At 53.6% G+C, this 25279-nt stretch carries 26 protein-coding genes; 3 read left to right on the top strand and 23 right to left on the bottom strand.

Annotation, left to right across the window (positions count from 1 at the left end; all coding sequences use genetic code 11):
- Nucleotides 1-70 precede the first annotated feature (70 nt).
- From HUV30_RS11205 to HUV30_RS11185, 5 genes are all read right to left on the bottom strand, one after another.
- Nucleotides 71-280: a TOBE domain-containing protein gene (locus HUV30_RS11205; RefSeq protein WP_174405537.1), complete on the bottom strand. Its 210-nt coding sequence runs from the start codon at nucleotides 278-280 to the stop codon at nucleotides 71-73.
- A gap of 1152 nt (nucleotides 281-1432) precedes the next feature.
- Nucleotides 1433-3802, bottom strand: a complete 2370-nt coding sequence (locus HUV30_RS11200) for a CHASE2 domain-containing protein (RefSeq protein ID WP_243452156.1) — start codon at nucleotides 3800-3802, stop codon at nucleotides 1433-1435.
- A gap of 98 nt (nucleotides 3803-3900) precedes the next feature.
- On the bottom strand, nucleotides 3901-4803 hold the full coding sequence (locus HUV30_RS11195; protein ID WP_174405536.1) for a lysophospholipid acyltransferase family protein: 903 nt from the start codon (nucleotides 4801-4803) through the stop codon (nucleotides 3901-3903).
- A gap of 15 nt (nucleotides 4804-4818) precedes the next feature.
- Nucleotides 4819-5442, bottom strand: a complete 624-nt coding sequence (locus HUV30_RS11190; protein ID WP_174405535.1) for a lysophospholipid acyltransferase family protein — start codon at nucleotides 5440-5442, stop codon at nucleotides 4819-4821.
- Nucleotides 5442-7259, bottom strand: coding sequence for an ABC transporter ATP-binding protein (locus HUV30_RS11185; protein WP_174405534.1), 1818 nt, complete (start codon nucleotides 7257-7259; stop codon nucleotides 5442-5444). The genes HUV30_RS11190 and HUV30_RS11185 overlap by 1 nt, the downstream gene beginning before the upstream one ends.
- Before the next feature lie 106 nt (nucleotides 7260-7365).
- Between HUV30_RS11185 and yedF the strand changes: the two genes are divergently transcribed.
- Both yedF and HUV30_RS11175 read left to right on the top strand, forming a co-directional pair.
- On the top strand, nucleotides 7366-7980 hold the full coding sequence (gene yedF, locus HUV30_RS11180) for a sulfurtransferase-like selenium metabolism protein YedF (protein ID WP_174405533.1): 615 nt from the start codon (nucleotides 7366-7368) through the stop codon (nucleotides 7978-7980).
- Between the two features lie 24 nt (nucleotides 7981-8004).
- A complete protein-coding gene (locus HUV30_RS11175) occupies nucleotides 8005-9066 on the top strand; it encodes a pseudouridine synthase (RefSeq protein WP_174405532.1) in 1062 nt (353 codons plus the stop codon).
- 106 nt (nucleotides 9067-9172) lie between these two features.
- Here HUV30_RS11175 and lolA read toward each other — a convergent pair whose 3' ends face one another.
- The 4 genes from lolA to HUV30_RS11155 form a co-directional block, all read right to left on the bottom strand.
- Nucleotides 9173-9862 (bottom strand): outer membrane lipoprotein periplasmic chaperone LolA, encoded by a 690-nt coding sequence (lolA, locus tag HUV30_RS11170; RefSeq protein ID WP_174405531.1) that lies wholly within the window; start codon nucleotides 9860-9862, stop codon nucleotides 9173-9175.
- A 48-nt stretch (nucleotides 9863-9910) separates the two neighbouring features.
- Complete coding sequence (locus HUV30_RS11165; RefSeq protein WP_269891359.1) at nucleotides 9911-12301, bottom strand: DNA translocase FtsK; 2391 nt, start codon at nucleotides 12299-12301, stop codon at nucleotides 9911-9913.
- Between the two features lie 151 nt (nucleotides 12302-12452).
- Nucleotides 12453-13013 carry an elongation factor P gene (gene efp, locus HUV30_RS11160; RefSeq protein ID WP_174405530.1) on the bottom strand — a complete coding sequence of 187 codons (561 nt, stop codon included), beginning with the start codon at nucleotides 13011-13013 and terminating at the stop codon, nucleotides 12453-12455.
- Nucleotides 13014-13092: 79 nt separating this feature from the next.
- Complete coding sequence (locus HUV30_RS11155) at nucleotides 13093-13551, bottom strand: type II 3-dehydroquinate dehydratase (RefSeq protein WP_174405529.1); 459 nt, start codon at nucleotides 13549-13551, stop codon at nucleotides 13093-13095.
- Between the two features lie 154 nt (nucleotides 13552-13705).
- On the opposite strand from HUV30_RS11155, the gene yihA reads away from it, so the two are divergent.
- Nucleotides 13706-14326 (top strand): ribosome biogenesis GTP-binding protein YihA/YsxC, encoded by a 621-nt coding sequence (gene yihA, locus HUV30_RS11150; RefSeq protein WP_174405528.1) that lies wholly within the window; start codon nucleotides 13706-13708, stop codon nucleotides 14324-14326.
- A 155-nt stretch (nucleotides 14327-14481) separates the two neighbouring features.
- On the opposite strand, the gene HUV30_RS11145 is transcribed toward yihA, so the two are convergent.
- From HUV30_RS11145 to HUV30_RS11080, 14 genes are all read right to left on the bottom strand, one after another.
- The gene (locus HUV30_RS11145; RefSeq protein ID WP_174405527.1) at nucleotides 14482-15213 is read right to left on the bottom strand and encodes an outer membrane protein assembly factor BamD; all 732 of its coding nucleotides are present in this window, start codon (nucleotides 15211-15213) and stop codon (nucleotides 14482-14484) included.
- Complete coding sequence (gene trxB, locus HUV30_RS11140) at nucleotides 15213-16130, bottom strand: thioredoxin-disulfide reductase (protein ID WP_174405526.1); 918 nt, start codon at nucleotides 16128-16130, stop codon at nucleotides 15213-15215. Before trxB ends, HUV30_RS11145 begins: the two co-directional genes overlap by 1 nt.
- Nucleotides 16130-16453: a thioredoxin gene (gene trxA / locus HUV30_RS11135; RefSeq protein ID WP_174405525.1), complete on the bottom strand. Its 324-nt coding sequence runs from the start codon at nucleotides 16451-16453 to the stop codon at nucleotides 16130-16132. The genes trxB and trxA overlap by 1 nt, the downstream gene beginning before the upstream one ends.
- Before the next feature lie 160 nt (nucleotides 16454-16613).
- Complete coding sequence (gene tsaD, locus HUV30_RS11130) at nucleotides 16614-17699, bottom strand: tRNA (adenosine(37)-N6)-threonylcarbamoyltransferase complex transferase subunit TsaD (protein ID WP_174405524.1); 1086 nt, start codon at nucleotides 17697-17699, stop codon at nucleotides 16614-16616.
- 121 nt (nucleotides 17700-17820) lie between these two features.
- Nucleotides 17821-18834: a class 1 fructose-bisphosphatase gene (gene fbp, locus HUV30_RS11125; protein ID WP_174405523.1), complete on the bottom strand. Its 1014-nt coding sequence runs from the start codon at nucleotides 18832-18834 to the stop codon at nucleotides 17821-17823.
- A gap of 25 nt (nucleotides 18835-18859) precedes the next feature.
- Entirely contained in the window at nucleotides 18860-20116 is a 1257-nt protein-coding gene (locus tag HUV30_RS11120; protein WP_174405522.1) for an SPOR domain-containing protein, read from the bottom strand.
- A 72-nt stretch (nucleotides 20117-20188) separates the two neighbouring features.
- The gene (locus HUV30_RS11115) at nucleotides 20189-21112 is read right to left on the bottom strand and encodes a tetratricopeptide repeat-containing protein (protein WP_174405521.1); all 924 of its coding nucleotides are present in this window, start codon (nucleotides 21110-21112) and stop codon (nucleotides 20189-20191) included.
- Complete coding sequence (locus HUV30_RS11110) at nucleotides 21096-21422, bottom strand: FtsB family cell division protein (RefSeq protein ID WP_174405520.1); 327 nt, start codon at nucleotides 21420-21422, stop codon at nucleotides 21096-21098. Before HUV30_RS11110 ends, HUV30_RS11115 begins: the two co-directional genes overlap by 17 nt.
- Before the next feature lie 2 nt (nucleotides 21423-21424).
- On the bottom strand, nucleotides 21425-21697 hold the full coding sequence (locus HUV30_RS11105; RefSeq protein WP_174405519.1) for a hypothetical protein: 273 nt from the start codon (nucleotides 21695-21697) through the stop codon (nucleotides 21425-21427).
- Nucleotides 21698-21803: 106 nt separating this feature from the next.
- Nucleotides 21804-22358: a CDP-diacylglycerol--glycerol-3-phosphate 3-phosphatidyltransferase gene (gene pgsA, locus HUV30_RS11100; protein WP_174405518.1), complete on the bottom strand. Its 555-nt coding sequence runs from the start codon at nucleotides 22356-22358 to the stop codon at nucleotides 21804-21806.
- Nucleotides 22339-22983, bottom strand: a complete 645-nt coding sequence (locus HUV30_RS11095) for a lytic transglycosylase domain-containing protein (RefSeq protein ID WP_174405517.1) — start codon at nucleotides 22981-22983, stop codon at nucleotides 22339-22341. The genes pgsA and HUV30_RS11095 overlap by 20 nt, the downstream gene beginning before the upstream one ends.
- Nucleotides 22984-22995: 12 nt before the next feature.
- Entirely contained in the window at nucleotides 22996-23898 is a 903-nt protein-coding gene (locus HUV30_RS11090) for an Mrp/NBP35 family ATP-binding protein (protein WP_174405516.1), read from the bottom strand.
- 149 nt (nucleotides 23899-24047) lie between these two features.
- The gene (locus HUV30_RS11085; protein WP_174405515.1) at nucleotides 24048-24644 is read right to left on the bottom strand and encodes a YqaA family protein; all 597 of its coding nucleotides are present in this window, start codon (nucleotides 24642-24644) and stop codon (nucleotides 24048-24050) included.
- Nucleotides 24638-25270 carry a protein-L-isoaspartate(D-aspartate) O-methyltransferase gene (locus tag HUV30_RS11080; RefSeq protein WP_174406169.1) on the bottom strand — a complete coding sequence of 211 codons (633 nt, stop codon included), beginning with the start codon at nucleotides 25268-25270 and terminating at the stop codon, nucleotides 24638-24640. The genes HUV30_RS11085 and HUV30_RS11080 overlap by 7 nt, the downstream gene beginning before the upstream one ends.
- Nucleotides 25271-25279: the final 9 nt, after the last annotated feature.

Here is a 25279-nt window from a genome sequence, read left to right as displayed (position 1 = left end):
GTCCTTTGCCGAAAAAAGGGCCGGCACCTGGCCGACCCATAGCATTCTCTGTAGTTGCAGGGTGTTCAGACTAGTCAGTGGCGATCATGACGCTGGATGCCTTGACCATGGCGTATGCCTTGCCGCCGACCTTGAGTCCGAGCCTGTCGCAGGAGCTTTTGGTGATGATGGAAACGATCTCGACCCCGGGGGCAACTTCAAGAACGAGCTCATTGTTAACGGCTCCTTCCTTGATGGACTTGATCGTACCTGTGAGCAGGTTACGTGCGCTGACTTTCATATGTGATCTCCTTGTTTTTGTTACACTAAAATGGGCAAATTCAATCAATACAGCTCACTTTGAAAGTGAATGTACTTCATACAGTACACCATGCGCTGGAAATGGCAAAATGGAAGACGATAAATTTTTCATGAAATGAGAGTCGCGATTTGTATTTCAGGGCCGCAAAATCGATTTGTGGCCTTCGTTTTTTCGGAGTGAAAATGAGAAATTGGGAGAGGCACAAATTTTGGAAATTGGCCTGTCAATTTGTCTGGCGAGAGTGCCGCAGGCTATCAAACAAATTCAGGCGGAGATGTTGGGGGAATCTGAAAAGGAACAGGTTCCTATGATGTGCAGTGTGACCGGTGTCTCGAAACCAAGACGTCGGACTTTCATACGGACCTTTGAATGAAACGGAGCATCCGCGAAGCCGGAGCAGAATAAAAGAGCTGAATAAATAGATGATCGTCGCGGTGTCATGTCTGCCATTGGCGGATATAAGACAGAGATCCCAGATCTAGAATGCCAGCGCGATGAGGTTTCAAACAGACAGCGTGCGGGACGGCAGACTGTGAGCAGAATGCGAGAGGATTATATGGAGAGCTGAGTGAAGAGAGCGCATGCCCAAAACACGGTTTGCAAAGGGAGATACTCAAGCTTATTTATGTCTCATAATGTAAATTATGTTAACTTTTAAATATATGAAAGCTTGCAATATCAGCCCATTACTCTCTTGTGGACTTTCGTGAAACAATCGGTAAGTTTTCCACACAGGCCCTTTGGTTTTGCTTTAACTTTCTGCTGTCTGGTGACCTTTTGGAGCGCCTTGCCTGTTCCCTTCCCGGAGTGTGGCTACCTTGAACTTTGACCGAAGATGGCGTTCGCAAATCGCTTTAACGCTACTATGGTCCTGAGAGCTTTTACTCCGTACGTCGTTGCGTCGCTTGCATTGAAGAAGCGGGATGCTCAGTTTGAACATCCTTCATATTTGCCTTTTACGGGGAGAAAATGAATTTTGCCGAGTTCGGTCAGGACTTCTGCCCTTTTGCTTCTTACAAGGGCATTAAACGACAAAAAGCCATGGTGTGAGGCACCATGGCTTGAATGAATAAGATGAATGAAGGGCTATCGCAGATAGTCTGTGGTGAATTGCTCTTTGACTTGAACTTCTTATTTGCTCGTCATGCGGTATACGCCATCCCAGTTTTCGCCTGCGGGCACTGGAGGTGTTTGTTTGTATTGCTTGCACCGGGCAATGAAGACTGACGATGGCGTTATCGGCGAATCCGGAAAGCGTTCATATCCACTGGCTGTGGAGAAAGCCGTGATTGCCTTGTCCCACTCCTGCGCCTGATAATGGACCATACCTTCCGCAAAATACGTGAAGAGTGTCTTGTCTCTCTCTGTCAGACCGCCTTTCAAGGCCACCAGTTCATACACGTTGACCGGTTCTGATTTGCCCACCACGGCAATGCGGTCGATAAAGCGGGTTTCCACAAAATCATGAACTTTCGCGGTGTTCCCCCTGCCGTCCTTGAAGGAAATCTCCAGAGTATGTTCACTGACGGCAGTGTAAATGCCCAGCTGCTTTGCGCCAGCCTCCAGCCGTGCTGCAAGGTTCACCGGATCGCCCATCATGGTGTAATTCATGCGCATTGCGCTGCCCATGTTGCCCACGACCATCTCGCCGCTGTTAATGCCGATGCGCATGCGCATCTGATGGACGTTGACTGGCCATTTGCTGTTTTCCGGCCAAACTTCCTGCGGGTATCCCTTGATGTTGCGTACTTCAACCGACGGATCAATCTGCTCTGAAATCCACTTTGCACGGAGTGCCTGCAGCGTGTCCTGCATGGCCAGCGCCACACGGCAGGCACGTAAAGGATGGTCGGCAAAGTTAATGGGAGCCCCAAAAAAGGCAATAATTGCGTCCCCTTCATACTTATCAAGGGTGCCACCTTCTGCGATGAGTATGTCCGTCATTGCTGAAAGGTACTCATTCAACAGTTCAACCAGTTGTGGTGCCGTGAGTATTTCGGAAAAGGTTGAGAACTTTTGAATATCCGTAAAATAGGCTGTCATTACGCGAGCTTCTCCGCCCAGTTCAGGCATGGTGCGCTCTGCGATCATCTCTTCAATCAGCTCGGGGGAAAGGTATGACTTGAAGGTTGCCGTGAGGAATTTCTTATGGCCCTCTTCCCTTCTGAACTTCATCAGCGTGAGCAGGGAAAAGTTGACTGCAAGGGTGAGCAGGGCCGTCAACGGTGATAGAAAGAAGCCCTGCGTGGCAAAGCTCCACTTCGCACCAAACAGCAGCCCTGCTCCCATGGCTATACAGAATAGCAGGGCCGGTATGGCACCGGTCAGAGAGAGTATGATGGTGGAAGTGACACCGACAAGAAGGATTGTGTTGAACTCCAGTACCCGTGCAAACCAAGGTCGGGTTATGAAGTCACCTTTGAGAATGGAATCGAGCACCGTGGCATGGGCCTCAACCCCCGGAAAAACTGGATCAAAGGGTTGCGCCCGCAGGTCCTTGAGTCCGGCTGCTGATGTTCCCACAAGAACCAGCTTCCCTTTAAGTTCATCCTTCTTCAGTTTCTGCTCGAGCAGATCCGCGGCGGAAATGTATCTGAATGCTCCACCTTTTCCTCTGTATTTCAAGAGCATACGGCCCCTTTCATCAAGTGGAATCACGCGATCGCCGAACTTGATGGATTCAACACCGCCCTGCTTCATCTTGAGGATTATCTGGGTGTTACCTGTGGCCTGCATGAGCATGGCCAGCGCAAGGCTCGGATAGATCTGTCCCTTAAAGTAGATGATGAGGGGCGTTCTGCGGAGCATACCGTCTAGGTCCGGTACGGTTGTGAAAAAACCTGCCCCGCGTGCCGCTTCGCCCAGAACTGGCAGGTTGCAGATGGCCTCCGGCGCGTTGTAGAGGGCGTCTTCCGGCTTGGCGGCCCCGTCTTCTGCCAGAATAACGGCCTTTACGGGCTGCAGCACGCACGGCTTTTCTGTGGCACCGGAGGGTTCAAAGTTGAAGTGATATCCAAGAACAAAAGGCCCGCGCTTCAGGTTGTCTGCCAATAGACTGTCGTTATCCAGCAGAGCATCTGGAATGCCGGAAACCTTCAAGTTAACCTTTAGGTCTTCGGCAAGAGTCTCCCTGAGAACACGAGGGGATGTGCGGTCTTCTTCCGAAAACACAATATCGAGGCCCACAGCGCTTGCCCCGTAATGCTGTGCCATCGCCAGAAGCATGGCCACCCTGTAGCGCGGCCATGGCCACTGGCCGTATGTATCGAGCGATTTTTCATCGATATCGATGATGACGGGAATGTCCGTTGTCTCGTGCGTATGCGACTGTATAAGCAGTTCGTCATAAACCTTATAGACAAGGCTTCGCAGAATGAAGGGATTCCAGAGATAGAAAAGGAGCATCAGAATGGTGACAAGAAAACCCGTGACAAGGACGGATATACGCCCGCTGAATACGGTTTTCAGCCCCAGACGCAGCCTGCGCAAGGACAAGTGCATGAGCGCCCTCTCCTTTTCGGGAATAAGGTGTTTCCCGCCAGAGACAATTCACGGCCGCACGGTATTTGAGGACAGGCGCTACGGGAGGGCCGGCTTCCTCAGGCGTTGCTTGCGGAACGGTCTTCCGATTCGGGCCTGGTTTTCCACCGTTTATGCATCCAGAACCATTGTTCCGGATACTTTCTGACATATTTTTCAACAGCACCAGTATAAAATTCAGCAACTTGGCGGATCTTTTCTTCACGTGTGCCTGTAAACTTGTCAGGCGAAAGCGGCGAATCTACATGAAAGACATAGCCCCCCTGCTCGTCCCGAACGAGGAAGACCGGCACGACAGTCGCGTTGGCTCTTACCGCAAGTACGGCCGGCCCCATGTTTACAGCGGCTGTTTCGTTCAGAAATGGCAGAAATATGGCCTCATTACGCGGGCAGTTATGATCCACCAAAAATGCAGAAAGCCCGTTTCTTTTCAGTGCCTTGAGAACAGTGAACACAGCCTGACGGTGGTCTACTACCTTGGCCCCCTGACTGCCCCTGAAATGACAGATAAGCTCATGCAGGTTGGCATTTTTGTTCTTGCGCACCACGACCAGAGCGTCTCTATTTCTTGTGGCGATGAAGCTGCCGAGCATACCCGACATAAGTTCCCATGAACCCAGATGAGCGGTTGCCACCACGACCGGCCCCTGCAGATTCATGACTTCTTCCAGCACGCCAGGTCGCCCTTCCCGAATGGAGCTGCGGCAGAATTCTTCATCCACTCTGCCCACAAGAACCAGTTCGAGGAACGACTTGAAGTTGTGGATGAAGCTTGCCTTGGCAATTTCTCTGGCCTTATCTGCCGGAACATCAAGGTGCTTTTCTATGGCGTTGATGGCGAGCCTGCGTCGGGACCCGACAAGGTGCCACATGCAGGTGCCCAGAATCCGGGCCAGCTTATCGGTGCCGCCAAATCCGAGCGAGGGAGCTATTTCAGCAATGAAAGAATAGGGAAAACGCATGAATATTCCGTTAATTTACAAAGCGTTGAGACGTTCTTCGAGTTTCAGACATTCCTGTTCGAAGGCTTCTTTATCCAGCGTGCCTTCCGGCACATGATATGGTTCGCCAAAGGCTACATGAACGCTGGAAAATGGAATGGGAACCTGAAAATTGTCCCAGGCCCGTTTGAACTTATAGCTGGAAGCCATGTGGATACGCAGGGGAATAATGGGAGCGTTTGTGCGGTTTGCCACAAAAATGGCCCCCTCTTTCACCTTGTGTCTCGGGCCTCTGGGGCCGTCTACCGTGATGCAGCAACTGATGCTGTCGCGCTGCATGGCTTTTGAAACTTGAAGTAAAGCTTTAACTCCGCCGCGGGAGCTGGAGCCACGGGCCGTTCTAAAGCCAAATCGTTCCATGAAATTGGAAAGCAATTCGCCGTCTTTGCTTTGACTAATGATTGCAATAAGTTCCAAATTTCTTTTGGCGTGAATTACAGGAAACAACTCGTCGTGCCATAAAGCAAACACCATGGGCGTGCGCTGCGCGGCAAAGGCGTCCACGACCTCTCTCCCCGATTCCGTGAAGCGGAGAGAGGAATACATTGCACGCACCATCCAATAAATGCAGGGCGACACCACTGAAAGGGGCAGCTTCATTACGCGAGCTCCTCTACCATGGGGCAGGAGGCCGGTTCGACGGATTCCGGAGTGTTGAACTGCATTGCATACAGCTTCGTATAGAGCTGACAAGTACCCAGCAATTCTTCATGCCGTCCCTGCGAGATGATTCTGCCGTGATCCATCACCAGAATCCTGTCTGCGGAAAGCACGGTGGAGAGCCTGTGGGCTATGACGATGCTTGTGCGCTCTGCCATCAGGTTTTCAAGAGCCTTCTGCACTATGCGTTCGGATTCGGAATCCAGCGCGCTGGTCGCTTCATCAAGAATAAGCAAGGGAGCGTTCTTGAGGATGGCACGGGCAATGGTCAGCCTCTGTTTCTGCCCGCCGGAAAGTTTGGTGCCGCGTTCGCCTACTACCGAGTCGTACCCGTCGGGCAGTGCTTCGATAAAGTCATTCGCGTATGCCGCACGGGCTGCTGCACGGACATCATCCTCGGAAATGCTCGCCTGTCCGTAGGCGATGTTCTCGCGGACGGAGATGTTGAACAGGAAGGCGTCCTGCGAAACCATGGCAATATTCCTGCGCAGGGTTGCAAGCGTGTAATCGCGAACATCCAGCCCGTTGATGAGAATCTGCCCCTGCTGCTGTTCATAAAAGCGGGGAATGAGGTTGACGAATGTGGTTTTGCCCGCCCCGCTGGGACCGACAATGGCCACCCTTTCACCGGCACGGACTGTAAAGCTCACGTTATCCAGAGCCGGGGCTTCACAGCCGTCGTAGGCAAAAGAAACGTTGCGGAACTCCACTTCTTTCAACGGCGGTTCAAAGGGAACGGTTCCGTCTTTTTCTTCAACAATTTCAGTGGAGTCGAGGATTTCGAAAACTCGTTCGGCACCTGCAAGAGCACGTTGAACGTCAAGGTTTGCGGAACTGAATTTTTTCACGGGGGCATAAAGCAAGCCGAGTGCAGCAAGGAAGGACATAAGCCCCCCCACGGTCATATGGCCTTCAATTACACGCATACCACCCGCAACGAGCACGGCACCGGCACCAATGGCGCCGACAACGTCCATGACAGGTGAAGACAGTTCACTGTAGACGACTTCCTTGACGGCTATCTTGACGAGGCGGCCGTTTTCCTTGCGGAAGTTCTCCCCTTCCTTGCGTTCGGTATGGAAAGCTTTCACCACGCGGATGCCGCTGAAAACTTCCTGCAGGAAGACGGAAATGTCGGCCAGCTTGACCTGATTCTTGCGGCCAAGCTTACGGAGCTTGCGACCGAAGAATGCGATAGGAAGAATGGCCACCGGCAGCACCAGAACGGCCCATATGGCCAGATACCAGTCCTGATAGAACACGACGCCGATCAGCGCCACCATAGTGATGAGTTCCCGCGCCATCATGACAACGGAGGGAAGGCTGGAACGGATGAGAATGACGTCCTGAATGATGCGTGACATGAGGTTGCCCACCTGTTCCCGCTCAAAGAACTTCATGGGCAGAAAGATCATTCTGTCGTAGAGTTCGTTACGCAGTTGCTCCAGCACCTTGAGGGCGCTGTAACGCATGAGGTAGTTCTGAACATATCGTCCTGCGGCTTTTACGGAGAAGATGCCCACAGCCGCAAAAGCGACAAACATGAGTGAACTCATATCCTTGCCGTTCAGCCCATCGTCGAAGGCGGGCTTGACGATGTATGCCGTGCCACCTTCTGCGGCGGAAACCATAAGCATGGCTATTATGGCTATGGTAATCCTGCGTGAGTAGGGTTTGAAGTACCCCAGGCAGCGTTTGAGAAGAGGAAGGCTCTTTACATGTTCACTTTTTTTGTCATATTTCGCCAATTCGGACATGAAATGTATTTCCCGGCCCTTTCGGGGGCTTTGTTACTGCAATCTTCTGCTGTTTTAACTTGACCGGCCACGTGCGGCTGGTATCTCCTAAGTGAGGAGGATCACAATGCCAGAAATTGAACTGAACTGCCAGAACCTTGCGTGCCCTCAACCTGTTCTGGAATGCAAAAAATTGATCGAAAGCTCGGCTCCGGCGGGGTTTTCCATACTGGTTGATAACGAAGCTGCCAAGGAAAATGTCACCCGCTTCGTTTCCGGCAAGGGATATTCCGTTGCCGTAGAGACCATTTCCGGCGGTTGGCGGCTTATTGCAACCGGTAGCGGCAAAGAAGGCTGCGACTGTGAAGTCATGACGCCCGCCCAGATGGCGGCTGTTCAGCAAGAGCAGAAAGTCTGCGTTTTCATTGCTTCTGATGTTATCGGTGGCGGTGATGATGTGCTGGGCGGAAAGCTCATGAAGAATTTCCTTGCCACCTTGCCCGAACTGGGCAAGGAACTTTGGCGTATTGTCATGGTGAACGGCGGTGTAAAGCTCGCTGTGAAGGATAGCCCCGTCATTGAGGAGCTGAAGAAGCTTGAAGCTTCCGGCGTTTCCATTCTGGTGTGCGGCACCTGCCTTGATTTCTTCGGCATTCTGGATGCAAAAGCTGTTGGCCAGACGACCAATATGCTGGATGTAGTCACCAGCATGCAACTTGCTACCAAAGTGCTCCGCCCTTAACCCGTCCAAATCATCAGGAATCTCATGTCCAGAAATAGTGACAAGCCTGCCGGTGCCAGAAAGAATTACCGCGACCAAGAGAGCGGCGACAGGCGTGCCCGCCGCGATGGCGAGGGCTCAGGCAGCTCCCGCCAGACGCAGGATGGACCCTCTCAGTCGCGCAGAAATGCACGGACTGATTCGCGCCCCGATTCGCGTTCAGATTCGCCCGACCCACGTTTTGGAAAAGCCGAAAGGCCTCCACGCGGTTCCGGCGGTGACAACCGGGGCGGTCAGTGGAACGACAAGCCAAGGCAACACCAGCCGCCTCAGTCGCAGGAAGCCGCCTATGCTGACCCTGCAGAGCCTGTGCGCCTCAACAAGGCACTTGCTCTTGCAGGTATATGTTCCCGCCGTGCGGCAGACGAACTGATTGCACAGGGCGCAGTCGGAGTAAACGGCCAGACTGTGACCACCGCAGGGGTAAAGGTCGTCCTGAACAAGGACGTGGTGACTGTGAACGGTGTTACCGTGAACCTGAACATGTCGCGCCAAACCTATACCTATGTCATGGCGAACAAACCCGTGCGCGTAGTTACCACCGTGAAAGACCCGCAGGGGCGTACCACCATTCTGGACCTTCTTCCCCCTGAAATGAAGAAGGCTCGTCTTTTTCCTGTCGGGCGGCTGGACTTCTTTTCAGAGGGCTTGATCCTTCTTACGGATGACGGCGATCTCACCTACCGCCTTACGCATCCCAAGTGGCATCTGCCCAAGGTCTACCGTGTACGCATCCGTGGCGCGGTTGCTGATTCCGCACTCCGCACCATGCGTTCAGGCATGACCCTCGCGGAAGGAGAGGAACTGGCTCCCGTCAAGGTGAACGTACTGCGAGAAGAAAACGGTGTCACCACGCTGGAAATGCACCTCATGCAGGGAATAAACAGACAGATTCGCCGCATGTGCCGCGATCTTGATCTGACCATTCTTTCCCTCAAGCGGTTCCGGCATGGTCCTCTGGATCTCGGCAATCTGGACAAGGGCAAGGCCCGATTCCTTGATGAAAACGAGGTATCCCTGCTCCGCCGTGCCACCGGACTTGAATGATCTCTTTGATCCCTGTTAATCCCTGAATACGAAAAAGCCCCTGAAGATCATGTCTTCAGGGGCTTTTCTTTTGCTGGGATTATTGAGAACCCTGCCCTGCCCGGAGCTATTCCTTGATACCCTGTTCGGGCACGCTCTGGGTTCTGTCTTCCACATCCACACCCTTGGGCGGCGTGAATTCGAAGAAGCTGTCTTCAAGCGGCTTGTCAAAGGCCATGCCGTTGAAACGGATCTCGTTCTCGTTGCCGTAGAAGTCCACAGTAAGAATGCGCGCCACCTCATATTCCGGGGTGATCCACAGTGTGGCTTCTGTCAGGTCGGTGGAAGGTTCTTTGGCAAAAAGATGCAGCACGGTCATTCCGTCCTGCGGAGCCTGCTTTTCAATGTAGAAATCGTCTTCAAGGTTGGCCTTGCCGGTGATGAACCGCAGGGCCGTCTTGGTTTCATGCACCAGCGATGCCGGATACTTGTAGGCTACTTCTTCGTCCTTGAAATAGTTCCACACGGCTTCGGGGTTTACTACCAGCAGTTCCGGAGAGGGCTTTTCCGTTACCCAGCGGATACGCTCGGGGGCTTTGAAAAACAGAGAGCCGGAACGGTTTTCAACAGCCCCGCTCTCCTTGTGCCGCAGCACTTGAGTGAACTGGGCGGTCATGGTCTTGGCCGCTCTGTAGCGTTTTTGAATGCCGTCCGTCACCTCGCTTGCGTGGGACTGTGCCGCAAGAAGCAGGCAAAGTGCCAGAACAAGCGAAACAGAGTAACACGTGGAGCGAAACATGGAACGAATATGGCGCATTGTGCGTAAAACTCCGAGTCTGATTGTTTATGACATTAAATAGCTGGATCAAAAATCGTCACGTCCGGCGGGACCGCCGATGACCGTGCGCGGCTTGCTGCCATCCGCCGCTCCGATGATACCGTCCTGCTCCATCTGTTCAACATAGCGGGCTGCCCTGTTGAAGCCGATGCGGAAGCGGCGCTGAATGAGCGAAATGGAAGCTTTGCCCTGCTGCATGACAAAGGCAACACACTCATTATACATGGGATCGTCAGATACGGCCCCCATGGGGCCGCCGTTGCCGTCCATGCCTCCGAAATCGCCTGTACCTTCGTTACCCCACTCGGCAAAGTCCACCTTGTAGGAAGGAGGTAGCTGTGTCTTCCAGAAATTGACCACGGAGACAACATCATCGTCACTGACAAATGCGCCGTGCATGCGCTGCAGCCTGCCGCCGCCTGCCTTGAAGAGCATGTCGCCCTTGCCCAGCAGGTGCTCTGCGCCAACCGTATCCAGAATGGTTCTGGAGTCGTGCTTTGCGGTAACCTGAAAGGATATGCGGCACGGAAAGTTGGCCTTGATAAGACCTGTTACAACGTCCACGCTGGGGCGCTGGGTCGCCAGAATGAGGTGAATGCCCGCAGCACGGGCAAGCTGTGCCAGTCGTACAATGCTGGTTTCCACTTCCTTGGCAGCCGTGAGCATCAGGTCGGCAAGTTCGTCAATAATGATGACTAGATATGGCATAGGTTCAAGAGCGGCATACTCTTCAGGCCGTTCTTCACCCAATCCTTTAAGTTTATCGTTGTACCCTATTATGTTGCGCACGCCGAGAATGGCCATGGCCTCGTAACGCTTGTCCATTTCATGCACGGCCCAGTCGAGGGCATTCTTGGCCTGCGACATGTCTGTCACAACCGGGTGCACAAGGTGCGGCATGTCCGCATACACGGCAAGTTCGATACGCTTGGGGTCAATGAGCAGCAGTTTCAGCTCATCCGGCGTGGTGCGATACAGCAGGCTCATGAGCACGGAGTTGATGAACACGCTCTTGCCCTGCCCCGTTGCACCGGCCACCAGCAAATGGGGCATCTTGGCAAGGTCGGTGGCAAAGGGAACGCCCGAAATATCCTTGCCCACAGCCAGAGTAAGCGGCAGGTCGGACTTGCGGAAGACCTCGGCTCCGATGAGTTCGCGAAGGCACACTATTTCCCTGTGCTCGTTGGGGATTTCTATACCTACGCTGTCTTTGCCCGGAATGGGGGCCTGAATGCGCACGGAAATGGCCCTGAGCGCCATGGCCAGATCATCGGAGAGATTGGCAATACGGCTGACCTTGACCCCGGGGGCGGGCTTGATCTCGAACATGGTCACCACAGGCCCGGGAGTAATGCGCTGCAATTCGCCCTGCAGACCGAAATCTGCCAAGGTTTCAATCAACATGCGCCCCTTGGCTTCAAGAACATCTTTGGGCGTGCGATGCATGTCCGAGGCGTGATCGGAGAGCAGGTCCAGCTTGGGCAATTGCACCTTCCCCTTCACTGGGGCCGGAGCCACGGCCTTTTGGGCTGCCTTTGGCTTGGTTTCAGTTACCGGACCGGTGGGGAACGGGGCAAGCAGCTCGCCTGCCGGTGCTTCCGGCCGTTCATCTATGATGATGGATGAAGCAGATTCAGCTGCAGGCTGGGGAGCAGAAATTTCACGCGTACGTTCTGCGGCGGACACGCGTTTAGCGACAACCGGTTCCGGTTCAGGGCGGGTGTCAATGATGCCGGAATTGTCTGTTTCACCGGCCAGCATGAGCGCTCTGGACTCACTCTTTTTCTTGGGCCGGAAAAGCCTGCGGATTCTTTTTACGGTTGATTCACCGTGTTCATGATCGAGTTCGGTGGCATTCTCCTTGAGGACACTGCGCCGATTGTGACGTTCCAGAAACTTGAGGATGCGATCCAGCGTAAGTCCCTGAAACCGCTTGAGCAGGTCGGACCACGTGCTGCCGAAGGTCAGCTGCAGGGAGCACAGAAACAGGAATAGCCACAGAAGAATTGCACCCGTGGGGCGCAGGAAGTACCAGCTTACAGTATACAGACTGGTACCCAGAAAACCACCGCCCCGCATATCTCCCATGTTCATGGAAACAGCAGAGGCAAAGGTACTGAAACATATGCCGAATATGGTTATGCCGAACCAGCGCCACCACATGGCGGTGAGCCCGGGAACAAAATTGCGGCCACCGGCGAAAATGAAGCCGAAAGCCCACAAATACGATGCGATGCCGAAAAAATCCACAAGCATACCGGCGAGGTGTGCTCCGAAAAGACCAACGGCGTTGTTGATGGAAGCAGGCGAACTGACGATATGGTTCAGGCTGGGGTCGGCCTGGCTGTAGGTCGCAAGACTCAGCAGCAACAGCAGCCCCCAGAAAACGAGAAACATGGCGAACAGTTCACGGGCCACGCGATTGCCGTCCGTAGCGCTATCCTCCGTAAAAGCAATAAAGAAAAAAAGGGATACGGCCTGTTACAGCCATATCCCTTACCGTATTACAGGGCATCCGTCCACACGGCGCAGCAGTTGTTCCTGCTGGGCGCGCAAGGGGAACGGAAGACTAGTTCTCGCGGCTCAGGTATTCGCGGGTTTCGGTGTTCACCTTAACGCGGTTGCCGATGTTGATGAACAGGGGCACGTTGATGGTGATGCCGGTTTCCAGCGTTGCGGGCTTGGTCACGTTGGAAACAGTGTCGCCCTTTGCGCCGGGTTCAGTGTGGGTCACTTCCAGCACGAGGGACGCAGGCAGTTCAAGGTCGAGCGGTTCACCATTGAACAGCATGATTTTAACGTGCTGACCGTCCTTGAGAAAACCTTCCTTTCCGTCGGTGTTTTCCTTGGACATGTAGTACTGCTCGTAGGATTCCATATCCATCAGAACCAGATTGGTGTCTTCGATGTATAAGAACTGCATTTCGCGATGTTCGATGTTGGGCCTGCCCACCTTTTCGCCGGAGCGGAAGGTCTTGTCCACAACACGGGCGTTGAGCAGATTGCGCAGTTTTGTGCGAATCATTGCGCCGCCCTTACCGGGCTTGAAATGCTGAAATTCGATAATTTCGTACGGCGTATCATCCATCAGGATTTTGAGGCCGCGCTTGAAATCGGTAGTGGAATACATCGGATCCTCCAAAAAATCGGCATGTTGCCGAAAGCGTTGTTCTGATTTTTATGGGTTCCCCGTATCGGGAAGCGGCACATTACTCTTTTTCATGGTGCTGCACAAGTGCCTGCAAGGCCAGTGCATAACTCATCATGCCAAAGCCGGCCACAACGCCGATGACATGGCGGCCGATGTAGCTTTTCTGGCGCAGAGGTTCCGAGCGTGCAAGCACATTGCTCAGGTGAACCTCCACGCAGGGAACGCCTATCCATGCAAGGCAATCTGCCAGAGCAAGGCTGGTATGGGTGTAGGCTCCGGCATTCAGGGCAACGCCTTGCACACCCTGCTCCCGCGCCTGCTCCAGACGATCGATGAGCGCACCTTCGCTGTTCGACTGATAATACTCAAGCTCGATATCATCGGCGCGATCGCCGAGTACCTTGCGGATAAGAGGGGGCAGCGCATCCATACCGCTCGTTCCGTAAATCTCCGGCTGCCTTTTGCCCAGCGCGCCGAGATTGGGGCCATTGAGGATCAAAAACCTGTAGCGGGCCATTCGCATTCCCCTTTGTGTTTATGCCATCCATTTGATAGCATTGTCTCAGCATGTCGCTTCATGATCGTATCATGGATTGAAACAAGGCATATTTTACAAACAGACTCTTTCTGTCAAGCCGGTCTCCCGGCCCTCCTCCATCATCGGATATATAATGCAACCGCAACTCATTCTCGAAGATACCATATATACGCTTGAGCAGCTTCAAAACGTGCAGGCGCCGCAAATTGCTCTTGCCGGACGTTCCAACGTGGGCAAGTCCTCTCTCATCAATGCCCTTGCAGGCCGGAAGAAACTGGCCCGCATAAGCGCCACTCCCGGCAAGACGCAGAGCATAAACTATTACCGTGTGGAGCCATGGGGGTTTTATCTCGTGGACCTGCCCGGCTATGGCTATGCAAAGGCCTCGAAAAGCGACCGGGAAAAATGGGCGAAGCTGATCAATGCCTATCTTGTTGGCACCTCCTCGCTCAAGGCGTTGGCTGTGCTTCTTGATTGTCGCATTCCTCCCCAGAAGCTGGATATTGATCTGACAGCCTATGCCCGATCCATCAAGATTCCTCTGCTTCCCGTTCTCACAAAGGCCGACAAATGCAAGCAGAAAGAGCGGTCTGCCAAGCAGGCAGAATGGGCACGGCTGCTGGAAGGGGTTAAGCCGATAATTTCCTCTTCGTCTTCCGGCCTGGGAATCAATGCCCTTTGGGATGCAATGAAGCTCTATGCTCTTGGCCCGCAGGCTGAAGACGAAGCAGAAACACACTCTTCCGCCGAATAAACTCAGAGCCGCATGCCGCATCGGTGTGTGACCACGCTCTACCCTGACGAGCCGATCTGATTTTATTATTCCTTCCCTCTCAATCAAGCGCGCAAAAAAGGGGCGGTCCCGTATGGGAACCGCCCCTTTGAATTTTCGTCGTCAGCTGCTTTTTGCTAGAGCCACTCGAAGTAATCCTTCCATGACCCTTCGCGGCGTTCGCGACGCTCTGTAGCTTCCTGCTGCTGGCTTTTCAGGTAAGACACCTTGGCTTTTTCGCGGGCGTATTCCTGATATTCTTCCACATCGGAGTACTGTTCCACCACGGTGTTATAGCGCTTGTAGGCGGCCATGTACCGTTCCGTACGCCAGTAGAAATCAGCGACGTAGATTTCGTGTTCTGCCATGTACTTGCGGCAGGTATAGAGATATTCCTGAGCCTTTACCGCATACTCCGAGCCCGGATACGCTTCCTGCAGGCGCTGGAAGTATTCGTAGGCTTCGGCAATGTTGGTCTGTGGCCGGTCAATGGAAATGAAGCTGTTCAGGTTGGCATTACCTATCTGGAACAGCACATAGGGAATTGCTTCATGACGCGGATGGAGCGTTTCGAATTCCTTGTAGGTATCCGCAGCGAGCGGGTACTCTTCGTCAAGGAAATAGGCGTCTCCCAGAGACAGTTCCGCTTCAATCGTATAGGGGCTGAAGGGATATTTGTCTTTGAGCGTGTTGAAGTATTCGATGGCGGATGCGTAATTTTTTTCACGCATTGCATCGTTTCCGGCCTCAAAAAGTTCCTGAGCGGTGTCTTCCGGCGGCGGCAGATAGAAATAATCTATGAAGCCACAACCGTTCAGCACAAACAGGACTGGCAGCAGCGCTAAAAAGCGAATGACAGTTCTACGCATTAATTCGTTTCCAGATAGTGGAATGCGGAGTTGGCAGCAGTTGCACCGTCTCCTACCGCAGTGGCGACCTGGCGGCAGTTTTTGGACCGGCAATCACCCGCGGCAAAGATGCCGGGCATGTTGGTGACCATTTCCGTATCGGTGATGATAAAGCCGGAGTTATCCGTCTTGAGGCCCGCCGGATAGAATTCCTTGACGGGCTCGTACCCCACAAAGATGAACAATCCGTCAAGTGCAAGAAAGTTCTCGTCTCCGGTTTTGGTGTTCTTGACGGTAACGCCGGTGAGGTTGTCATCTCCATGAATCGCGGTCACCACAGAACTGCGGATGATGTCGATATCGGGGATGATGCAAACCTTTTCCTGAACGCACTTGGTGGCACGGAAGTCATCGCGGCGATGAATGAGATGCAGCTTCTTTACCAGCTTGGAGAGGTAGAGAGATTCCTCAAGTGCGGAGTTGCCTCCGCCCACTACGCCGACAGTCTGCCCGCGGAAGAAGTTGCCGTCGCACAGGGCGCAGTAAGAAATACCGCGTCCGATGAGGCGCTCTTCATTAGGCAGGCCGAGCTTCTTGTATTTGGCACCGGAGCAGATGATGATGGTTCTGGCAAGAACCCACTCGTCACCGATGAGCACTTTGTTTCCCTTGGGGCTGTGCTCAATGGTTTTCACGGTGTCCATGTACTTGTCGTAATGGTAGCCTTCAAGATGCGCCGCGAGCAGATCGGCAAGTTCATAGCCTTTGATGCCCTTGGGAAAACCGGGATAGTTCTCGATTTCCTCGGTCATCAGCAGTTGCCCGCCGGGAGACAGCATTTCCGTGAACGCCACGGTCATACCGGAACGCAAAAGATAAAGGGCGGCCGTGACACCTGCCGGCCCCCCCCCTATCACCAAGGAATCATATTCTTTCATTAGCCGAGAGCCTTCTGGGAGATCATGTCCTTAATGCTGCTCTTGGATACAGCGCCGGTAATCTGCTCCACAACTTCACCGTTCTTGAACAGAATGATGGTGGGGATAGCGCGGATACCGTACTTGCTGGGGGTAGCGGGGTTTTCGTCAACGTTCATCTTGGCGATGCGAACCTTGCCTTCAAATTCGGCGGCCAGTTCGTCAATGACCGGACCCATTGCACGGCAGGGGCCACACCAGGGCGCCCAGAAATCAACAAGAGCGGGAATATTGGACTTGAGAATTTCAGCTTCGAAATTGCTGTCGGTTACCTGAACTGCCATAGTTCGCTCCTTTGCAGGTTTTGACCGATGCTTCGGCCTCGTCATTCATTCTGGGGACGCAGGCAACACATGGATGCCACACGTCGATATCAAATACAAATATTAGGGGTTTCATACCGTGTCAAGGGAAGCTCATGATTTATGAGCGCCCTCTTGCAGGTCAATGCACTTCCCTCAGATAGTCATCAGGAATCTTTTGTCCACGGGGAATGGCATCCAGATCAAGTCCGTGATGCATTCCCTTTGCTGCGAGCAATTCTCCCGCATACGCCACCATGGCACCGTTATCAGTGCATAGAAAGAGCGAAGGCAGCGAAAGGCGTATGCCGAAACGCTTTGCCACGCCATCCATGGCCTCGCGCACTCTGCTGTTGGCCGCAACACCGCCGGCGACAATGAGCGATCTGGGGGCCTCTCCTCTGGCTTTCATGTGGCCGATAGCCCGCTCAACCTTGATGCGCAGCGTTTCCGAAACAGTATGGTTGAATGAAGCACACAGGTGAGCAAGGCCCGATACGTCCATGCTTTCGTCAAAAAGGCGGGAAGCCATGTCCTGCGAAGCAAGTATGAGGTGAGGATTCTTCTGAATATACAGCCCCACAGCCGTCTTCAGGCCGCTGAAGCTGAAATCGAGATTGTCGTTGTCCAGATAGGGTCTGGTGAACAGAGAAGATTCCGGTTCCGCCATCCTGCCCAGCCGGTCGATGTACCGGCCGCCTGGATACGGCATGTTCAGCATCTTCGCAACCTTATCAAAGGCTTCACCTGCGGCATCATCAAGGGTTCTGCCCAGCAGGGAGAAATTATCCGGCCCCTCTATGCGGTAGATATGCGTGTGACCGCCGGATACGAGCAGCCCGGCAGCGGGAAAGATCAGGTCCTCTTCAAGGCCGGGGGCAAGCAGGTGGGCGTGCAGATGGTTTATGCCCACAAGCCGGGCATTGCCTGCAGCGACAAGCCCTTTTGCAAAGCCCAGTCCCACAAGCAGACTGCCGAGAAGGCCCGGACCTCTGGAAACAGCCACAACGTCAATGTCTGCCGTTGTCACACCCGATTTTTCAAGCAACTCGTCATACAGGCGACCTATGAGCCTGTAATGCTCGCGGGAGGCCAGTTCAGGCACTACGCCACCGAAGAGAGCATGGATATCTATCTGGGTGGACATGACGCTATGCAGCAGCTTGCCGTCGCGCACAAGAGCCAGTGCCGTTTCGTCACAGGAAGTTTCGATGCCGAGAGTAAGCATATATATCTCTGGGAAAGGCCCTGCCGTATACGGATAAAGCAGTCACGTTCAAGGACGGGCCGGTGTTAAAACAAGGAAGCGGGACCATGGCCCCGCTTCCACAATAACGGACATGCCGGGGCTACTGCCCTGCTTCTTCGTACATCTTGGCCACGTGTTCTACATCTTTTGCCGATCCGATAAAGAGCGGCACACGTTCGTGCAGTTCGCCGGGCTTTATTTCAAGAATGCGGCGTTTGCCATCCGTGGCCGCACCGCCTGCCTGCTCTGCCACAAAGGCGAGGGGTGAGGCTTCGCACATGAGGCGCAGTTTGCCCTGCGGCTTGTGCGGTATGCGATGGTCGACAGGATACATGAAAATACCGCCGTTGAGCAGGTTGCGATGAAAGTCCGCCACAAGGGAGCCAACGTAGCGCAACGAATAGGGAGCGCCGCGTTCGTTATCCTTGCTCTTGAAGTATTCAATGATCTTGCGGGTGGGTTCATCCCAGTAGTGATAGTACGATTCATTGACCGAGTAGACCTTGCCGCGCTCTGGAATGCGGATATCCGGATGCGAAAGCAGAAATTCGCCCACGGTGGGATCAAGAGTGAAGCCGTGAACGCCCTCGCCGGACGTGTATACGAGCATCGTGGAGGGACCGTACAGGAAATAACCTGCGGCCACCTGCTCCGTACCGCTCTGCAGAATATCGGCCAGAGTCACGTCCTCGTCGTTGGGTGAGGTGCGCTTGAGTATGGAGAATATGGTACCGACGTTGATGTTCACATCAATGTTCGAGGAGCCGTCAAGCGGGTCGAAAATAAGAATGTATTCTCCGCGTTTAAAGCGCTCGGGAACCTTGATGATATCGGCGTTTTCTTCCGAGGCCATGGCGCACAGAACACCGGTGCGTTCCATGCGGTGGATGAGGGTCCGGTTGGCGTATTCGTCCAGCTTCTGGACCTGTTCACCCTGCACGTTGGTTTCGCCGGTGGCGCCGAGAATATCCAGCAGACCAGCCTTGTTGACGCTGCGGGCGATCATCTTGGCAGACAGGATGAGGTCATACAGCAAAGTCGTGAATTTACCAGAAGCCGCAGGAGACTTTGTCTGATGCAGCAAGACATGTTCGGTTACAGTAACCTGACGCATTTCGCCCTCCGTAAATGCGATTTGCCTAACGGCATTCTTTTCTACGCTCAATCACTCCGGCATCAAGAACACCCATGGTGTACTCGATCCCTTCAGCATTCTTGGCAAAGTTGCGAAGTTCCTTGAACGCGGCAACCTTGTCAGGCGAATCAAAAATTTCCACCACGTGCCACAGCTGGCCCTGCTTGTCATAGAGCTGCATCATGCAGGGAGAAAAACCGCGCTCGGTAACGAGCTTTGCACGCTCTTCCGCATACTGCGGGTTGTGGAAGGCACCAACCTGCACGGAATAGACAGCATTTCTGGTCGGAGCGGCAGGTCCGGGGCTATCATTCAGGGTCGGCTGAACCATTCCGGCTTCAAGGACCGGTGCAGCAGCAACCTCGCCTGCCTGATCTGCCGATGCCTCCGAAGCAGCGTTTTCCTGAGCTTCGTTGGTCGGTACGGGCATGACCGTAGGAACCTCGACAACAGGTTCAGGACGCGCAAGCGCGTTTAGCTGGCTGGGGTCGATGGGGAATTCGCTGGATGTGGCGGCAAAAACCAGAGGCATATTGCCGATATACTTGGATACCCAGAGGAATTCACCCAGCTCGTTCGAGACGGTATCCGTGGAGTCGGACTCCACGGCCTTCTTCCAGTCGACCTTGGCCAACGGGGTAGTGTCGTAAATGTAGTGTCCGGACCAGAGAACACCTTCCGGTGCAATGATCACGAGACGCGCCGGATCCGGGCATACGGAAAGAAGGCTGCGCGGGTCAAAGTGGCCGACGACCATGCCCTTGAACTCGTTGTTCACGAAGAAGGGGGTGCCCACATACACTTCCGGCCCCATGGGGTTGTTTTCGGCATAGGCACGCATTTCACGGACACCGCTCTTTTCGTCTTCAGCGAACAGTGGTGCGAAATTCAGGGCCTTCATGCTCACTTCAGGCTTCTGCATGAACACGGTACCATCAGGAGATGCCACGGCAATACCGTTCAACCACGGATAACGGGTCATCATCTGCTGTACCCATTCTTCAGTCGGGAACTGATCCTGATTTTCCATGTCTCTGCGGAATGACTCAAGTGCCAGTCCGACCGGGGTGTACACCGAGGCGAGACGATCTTCCACGGGTTCAGCGTCTGCAGGCTCGAAATCAAGCGTGGCAGGCGTGTTAAGGTATTCCCGGTAATATTTCTTGGTGTCCTTCCAGACATTCTTCGCAGCTTGCTTGCAACCGGCGAGCACGGTGATGCATAGAGCCAACATGATGGCTACAGTCACAAAACGACGCACGTATACGCTCCTGATATGGACTTGGTTGGGAACAGACGACAGATCAGATCTCCGGACATGAAAACGCAGCCGTTATCGGGCTGCGCGTGCTTCAAGCCTTTCTGCCAGCATTTCCAACGTATTGATTAGCTTGGTTTTGCCCTGCAGCGGCTGGGCATCTTCCTTTGTCTGAGAGGTTTGGCCTGCGTTTTTGGCAGTGCCAGTCATGGAATCTCGAAAATCCTGTATTCTGCGACGCTCATTTTCCGACTGAGCAGCGGCATCCAGTTCGTCGCAAATGTCAAGAGCCCCCTTGATATCACCCTGCTCTGCCAGCACATGGGCCATGGTCAGAGTGCGCAGGGAAAAGGGTTCATCTTCATGCTCGTCGGCATCATCATACGCTTCGGGCAGATTTCTGGGTATCCCCGTATATGCTGCGGCTTCTGCCTCGGTAAACTGCGCATGGCTTTTGCGGAGGGGAACTTCAGGTTCTTCCGGTTCCACCTCTTCATCTTCCTCTGTTACCGCAGAGACAGCAGCGGGGGCGGAAATCGGCGTCTGGACTACAGCAGCCTGAGCGGCAGCGGGCATTGCCGCAGGGTTGCCATGCAGCACACTGCGCAGGCCCTGCTCGATGATGGAAGACCATGAAATGCTGGAATTGCTGAACGTGGCGGAGAGAAAGGAAAGGGCAAGTGCCGCATCTTTACCGTCCGGAGAAGCTGCCTGTTCCGAAGCCCAGTTTTTCCAGAAGGAAGGATATTTGGACAAAACCAGTCCGACAGAAGCAATTTCTTCGGCAAGCTTGTCTTTGGCGCCTATTCTGCCAAGGCAGTCAATAAGCAGCATGCGGGCTTCAAAATGTTCAGGGTGACGCTCCAGCCCCTGTTTGAGGGTTGCCACTGCTTCGGAGTATTGGTCGTTGTCAGCGAACAGTCTGGCAAGGGGGAAGAAAACCTTGGAACTGGGTTCAAGCTCGAGTACTTCCTGATACCACTTAATCTTTGCCTTCATCCTGCGCGGCTCCTGCTGTACCCACTTTTGTTGCATCCGGAAAAATATACAGAATTTCGTTGTCCTTAACGAAATTAAGGCGCTGCCGTATCACTCTTTCAATGTAGTCGGCATCAGACTGGAGCAGGCGTATTTCCTGGCTCAGTTCCAGATTCTTCTGCTGCACTTCCGCCAGCTGTGCCTCAAGAGTGATATAGTCAGACTTGAGCTCTCTGTATGAGAAAAAGCCCTGGTCGCTGACCAGCATGCGAACAAAAAGGAAAATGTTCAGGGTGATAAGGCACCCGAGAATTACGCGTTTCCAGAACATGATTAGTGCAGGAACCGCCTGGCGACACTGCGTTCGCGCAGGTTCGACAAGGGTCCTTTAAGTTCCTCAAGAAAGTTAGCTGTCGCTGTTTCTATACGACGGACGTCTTCTTCCTGCAGATCAACATCCTCCAGCTTTTCCATAAAGGATTTAAGCAGGTCGAATTCCTTCATGAGATCCTGCCCAAGTTCCAGACCTTCAAGTTCAGGCTCTAGCTCGAGGATTGTTTGCAGGCAGTTTCGCAGTCTGCTTTGCAGTTCTTCATACTCTTGCATGGTCAAACTCCTTGAGGAGTACAACCCGACCTGAAAAAGCGGAAGTCGGAGCTGTGTTCAGGCGTGTTCGTCGCGCCCAGGACATGCGGCACCGGCAGTACCTTCACTACCCTTTGGCGGTTTCCCGCAACCAGTTTCCGTAAAAACCGTACAGGTAGTTTCCACCAGAAAATACAGTGAGAACAAGAGCGATGTAAAGAAGAATCTCTCCAATGGGTTGCATGGGAATGCCGAACAACGGATCGTGAAGGATGAGCGGCGCGCAGGCAAACATCTGAAGGATGGTCTTTATCTTGCCGTACCTGTCTGCGGCAATGACAATACCTTCATCGGCAGCCATGGCGCGAAGCCCCGTCACGATAAGCTCTCTGCAGATAATGACGATGGTTATCCATGCAGGAACCCACTCATGGTAGGTCAGCATGATAAGGACGGAGCTGATAAGCAGTTTGTCCGCAAGCGGATCAAGGAACTTGCCAAAACTGGTTACCTGCCCTTCCCTTCTGGCTATGAAGCCGTCGAGCATGTCGGTTGCCGAGGCCACAAAGAAGAGGAAAAAAGCAATCAGACCGGTAATCTTGCCGGGAAAATACATCAGCAGAACAATGAAGGGAACTATAAGAATGCGGGCTATTGTAATCTTATTTGCTAGGTTGAACATTCTGTCTGACCTTTGATCGGTTGTACCGGTATCGTTTCAGCACCTTGGTAACATACTTCCTTGTTTCCGCAAAGGGAGGGATGCCACCGTATTTTTCCACAGTTAAAGGACCGGCATTGTATGCGGCCAGAGCCAGCCGCACATCTTTAAAGCGGTCAAGCATCATGCGCAGATAGCGCACACCGGCTTCCACATTCTCCACCGGGTCGAAAGGATTGTCCAGCCCTAGATCCTTCTGGGTTTCAGGCATTATCTGCATGAGCCCCTGTGCACCTGCTGAAGAGACAACCTTCGGATTGTAGTCCGACTCCACCTCTATGACAGCCTTTACGAGGCTGGCATCTACCTTGTGCCTTTTTCCGAACAAATCTGCCAGCCTGTCTATCTGCCTCTTGGAGAGAGACTTGTATGACGACTGCCTGCGGGCAGATTCCTTTTTTACTCTCGGCACAAAGCCTTTGGGTGGTGACTTGTAAAAGTGATATATGCCCGAAGGGTCTTTCCAGTAATAGATTGTCTCCGCTTTGGAAACAGTAAAAGCCGCAACCTGCAGGGCTGCACTGACCACGAAGACCGCCAGGGTCTTTCGCGCTAACGAGCTCCTGCCGTGGTTGCGGCTTTGCATGTACTTGTTCCGCTAGGCGTTGGAACTGGAAATTGCTTCCAGACTGCTATCCAGCGCGGCTATGATGTTGTCTGCAAGGTTAAGGAAACCGGCCTTGGCGTGCGACTCTTCTTCAAGCATGACAACAGGCACGCCCTTGTCGGCGGCCACAACGGTCGCAGGGTCCAGCGGCACGCTGCCGAGAAACTCAAGCCCGTACCGTTCAGCAAGTTCCTTGCCTCCACCCTTCTTGAACAGCGTAATCTCGCCGCCACAGTGGGGACAGGCAAGTCCGCTCATGTTCTCAACCACACCGAGAACGTTTGCGTTTGCATACTGCAGGAAGTTGATGGCTTTGCGCACGTCGGCCAGCGAAATCTCCTGCGGGGTGGTTACGACCACACACAGGGCTTCAGGAATGGTCTTGAGCACGGTCATGTGCTCATCGCCGGTGCCGGGAGGGGAATCGATGAGCAGAAAGTCAAGCTCACCCCAGTTCACGTCGGAAACAAACTGGCGGATGGCAGCGGTTTTCTTGGGGCCGCGCCACAAAACGGCTGTGTCCTTGTCTTTGAGCAGGGAGTCCATGGAAACAACCCACAGATTTTCGTTCACCTGCGCAGGGTTGAGCAGGCCGCCGCGGTCCGCTTCAAGTCCGAGCTGGGTTGCGCCAAGCAGGTTCGGTACGCTGGGGCCGTGGATGTCCACATCAAGGATACCAACCTTGTAGCCTTTGGCGGCCAAGGCTGCAGCAGTATTGACGGTTACTGAGCTTTTGCCCACCCCGCCCTTGCCACTCATGATGAAAAGCTTGTAGCGAATCTTGTCCAGCGTTGAAGAAATCAGGGCATCCTGAATATTCTGCTTGGCACTTGCCTTTATTTCTGCACCGGGCTGAATGCCGCCCGATGATGAACACCCACTGCATGAAGACATACCGTACTCCTTTTGTCGAAAGCGATCCCGCATGCCGCTTCGCGGCTGTAACGGATGGTGCTGTCCGAAGATGTAATCAACAATGTGCCGCCGTCAAGTATGCTGCACACAGCTGCACCGGTTCTTATCAGGCCCGTCCCGAGCCTCTGCTACAGATACCGTATGACCACGAAACCGGCTATGCCGAGAATGAGGGTGGCCAGCAGCACCAGATCAAAGCGTTTTTCAAGAAAATAGCGGGCCTGTTCACCAAACATGTATATCAGTCCGGCTATGGCAAAAAAACGCACCCCGCGGCTGATGGTAGAGGCAATGATGAACACCCAGAAATCTATTTTGAAGGCACCGGCAGTAAGCGTGCACAGCTTGTATGGAATGGGGGTCAACCCTGCTGCAGCTACCGCCCATGCGCTGTATGTATCGTACCATTCCTTGATGACAAGATATTTGTCATCAAGACCATAGAAGTGGATGATGGGCATGCCCACCACATCCATGAAAAAGTAGCCTATTCCATACCCCAGAATACCGCCGAGCAGTGAGGTGAAAAGGCATATGGCCGCAAGTCGGAAGGCCTGCTTTCTCTTGGCCAGAGCCATGGGAATCAGCAGCAGGTCCGGCGGAAGCGGAAAAAAAATTGATTCGGTGAATGAAACTGCGGCGAGCACACGAAGCGCACCCTGCGATTCGGAAACCCGCCATAACTTATCCAGATATTTTTGCATTATGCCCAAAGGCGTTACCATCCATGGGTTCCAACCAGATCTACAAATTGAACGCCGCACAGACGTTCAAGGGTTACATCACCGTCCTGCTTGCGAATGCGGACAAGTTGCTGCATGCGCTTGTTCTTGCCCACGGGAATGAGCAACATGCCCGGATCAGCAAGCTGGTGCACGAGCGGTTCGGGAATAGTCGGTCCGCCAGCCGTTACTATGATGCGGTCAAACGGGCCCATTTCAGGCCACCCCATAGTGCCGTCATCCAGCTTGAGTCGTATATGATAGTACTTGAGTTCGCGCAGAAGCTTCTGAGTGGCGAAGTGCAGCTCGCGCAGGCGTTCGACGGAATAGACATCCAGCCCCATCTCCGCGAGAACGGTTGCCTGATACCCTGAGCCGGTACCGATTTCCAGCACGCTCATGCCCGGTGCGGTTTCCAGCTGCTCAGACATATAGGCGACGATATACGGCTGCGAAATGGTCTGTCCGTAGCCAATGGGCAACGGATGATCTTCATACGCCTGCAGCCGCAGCGCTTCCTGCACATACAGGTGCCGAGGAATCTTGCGCATGGCAGAAAGCACCCGTGGATCAGTTATGCCACGGGCCTCAAGCTGTTCGCGTATCATTCTCTCGCGGTTACGCCGCATATCAACAAT

This window comes from Desulfovibrio subterraneus (assembly GCF_013340285.1).
Taxonomy (GTDB): domain Bacteria; phylum Desulfobacterota; class Desulfovibrionia; order Desulfovibrionales; family Desulfovibrionaceae; genus Halodesulfovibrio; species Halodesulfovibrio subterraneus.
This window is presented reverse-complemented; position numbering and strand designations above follow the sequence as displayed.

Bases quoted from the DNA above. Each gene is read 5' to 3' on its own strand.
- HUV30_RS11205 (WP_174405537.1), bottom strand. From the start codon at position 280: ATGAAAGTCAGCGCACGTAACCTGCTCACAGGTACGATCAAGTCCATC.
- HUV30_RS11200 (WP_243452156.1), bottom strand. From the start codon at position 3,802: ATGCACTTGTCCTTGCGCAGGCTGCGTCTGGGGCTGAAAACCGTATTC.
- HUV30_RS11195 (WP_174405536.1), bottom strand. From the start codon at position 4,803: ATGCGTTTTCCCTATTCTTTCATTGCTGAAATAGCTCCCTCGCTCGGA.
- HUV30_RS11190 (WP_174405535.1), bottom strand. From the start codon at position 5,442: ATGAAGCTGCCCCTTTCAGTGGTGTCGCCCTGCATTTATTGGATGGTG.
- HUV30_RS11185 (WP_174405534.1), bottom strand. From the start codon at position 7,259: ATGTCCGAATTGGCGAAATATGACAAAAAAAGTGAACATGTAAAGAGC.
- yedF (WP_174405533.1), top strand. From the start codon at position 7,366: ATGCCAGAAATTGAACTGAACTGCCAGAACCTTGCGTGCCCTCAACCT.
- HUV30_RS11175 (WP_174405532.1), top strand. From the start codon at position 8,005: ATGTCCAGAAATAGTGACAAGCCTGCCGGTGCCAGAAAGAATTACCGC.
- lolA (WP_174405531.1), bottom strand. From the start codon at position 9,862: ATGCGCCATATTCGTTCCATGTTTCGCTCCACGTGTTACTCTGTTTCG.
- efp (WP_174405530.1), bottom strand. From the start codon at position 13,013: ATGTATTCCACTACCGATTTCAAGCGCGGCCTCAAAATCCTGATGGAT.
- HUV30_RS11155 (WP_174405529.1), bottom strand. From the start codon at position 13,551: ATGGCCCGCTACAGGTTTTTGATCCTCAATGGCCCCAATCTCGGCGCG.
- yihA (WP_174405528.1), top strand. From the start codon at position 13,706: ATGCAACCGCAACTCATTCTCGAAGATACCATATATACGCTTGAGCAG.
- HUV30_RS11145 (WP_174405527.1), bottom strand. From the start codon at position 15,213: ATGCGTAGAACTGTCATTCGCTTTTTAGCGCTGCTGCCAGTCCTGTTT.
- trxB (WP_174405526.1), bottom strand. From the start codon at position 16,130: ATGAAAGAATATGATTCCTTGGTGATAGGGGGGGGGCCGGCAGGTGTC.
- trxA (WP_174405525.1), bottom strand. From the start codon at position 16,453: ATGGCAGTTCAGGTAACCGACAGCAATTTCGAAGCTGAAATTCTCAAG.
- tsaD (WP_174405524.1), bottom strand. From the start codon at position 17,699: ATGCTTACTCTCGGCATCGAAACTTCCTGTGACGAAACGGCACTGGCT.
- fbp (WP_174405523.1), bottom strand. From the start codon at position 18,834: ATGCGTCAGGTTACTGTAACCGAACATGTCTTGCTGCATCAGACAAAG.
- HUV30_RS11115 (WP_174405521.1), bottom strand. From the start codon at position 21,112: ATGAAGGCAAAGATTAAGTGGTATCAGGAAGTACTCGAGCTTGAACCC.
- HUV30_RS11110 (WP_174405520.1), bottom strand. From the start codon at position 21,422: ATGTTCTGGAAACGCGTAATTCTCGGGTGCCTTATCACCCTGAACATT.
- HUV30_RS11105 (WP_174405519.1), bottom strand. From the start codon at position 21,697: ATGCAAGAGTATGAAGAACTGCAAAGCAGACTGCGAAACTGCCTGCAA.
- pgsA (WP_174405518.1), bottom strand. From the start codon at position 22,358: ATGTTCAACCTAGCAAATAAGATTACAATAGCCCGCATTCTTATAGTT.
- HUV30_RS11095 (WP_174405517.1), bottom strand. From the start codon at position 22,983: ATGCAAAGCCGCAACCACGGCAGGAGCTCGTTAGCGCGAAAGACCCTG.
- HUV30_RS11090 (WP_174405516.1), bottom strand. From the start codon at position 23,898: ATGTCTTCATGCAGTGGGTGTTCATCATCGGGCGGCATTCAGCCCGGT.
- HUV30_RS11085 (WP_174405515.1), bottom strand. From the start codon at position 24,644: ATGGTAACGCCTTTGGGCATAATGCAAAAATATCTGGATAAGTTATGG.
- HUV30_RS11080 (WP_174406169.1), bottom strand. From the start codon at position 25,270: ATGCGGCGTAACCGCGAGAGAATGATACGCGAACAGCTTGAGGCCCGT.